Below are 541 nucleotides of genomic sequence, written 5' to 3'. Positions count from 1 at the left end.
CATCGGCCCGGCTTCAACGGGCGCCTTGTCCACGTCACCCGAGAAGTCGGCAGCCTGCTCCAGGAGGAGATGGGCGTTGGTGCCGCTCATGCCGAAGGCGGAGACGGCGGCCCGGCGCGGCCGGTCCAGCTCCGGCCAGGCCCGCTGCTCGGTCAGCAGCTCCACCGCACCCGCCGACCAGTCCACATGCGAGGTCGGCGCATCCACATGCAACGTCTTCGGCAACACCCCGTGCCGCAGAGCCATCACCATCTTGATGACCCCACCCACACCGGCGGCCGCCTGCGCATGCCCGACGTTCGACTTCAACGACCCCAAGAACACGGGTAGTTGCTCTCCGCCCCGGCCCTGGCCGTACGTCGCGAGGAGGGCCTGGGCCTCGATCGGGTCACCCAGCCGGGTACCCGTCCCATGCGCCTCGACCACGTCGACATCCGCGGCACGCAGCCGCGCGTCGGCCAGTGCCTGCCCGATCACCCGCTGCTGGGACAACCCGTTCGGCGCCGTCAGACCATTGCTGGCACCGTCCTGGTTGACCGCA

1 protein-coding gene is annotated in these 541 nt (G+C 70.2%); it reads right to left on the bottom strand.

What is annotated here, in order from left to right:
• Positions 1-541: polyketide synthase (locus tag AQJ64_RS39965; RefSeq protein ID WP_169809759.1), on the bottom strand; the 541-nt coding region annotated here is incomplete at both ends.

The organism is Streptomyces griseoruber, from assembly GCF_001514205.1.
In the GTDB taxonomy this organism is placed as follows: Bacteria; Actinomycetota; Actinomycetes; order Streptomycetales; family Streptomycetaceae; genus Streptomyces; species Streptomyces griseoruber.
Note: the sequence above shows the minus strand (reverse complement) of the source record. Positions and strands in the feature narration are given on the sequence as shown.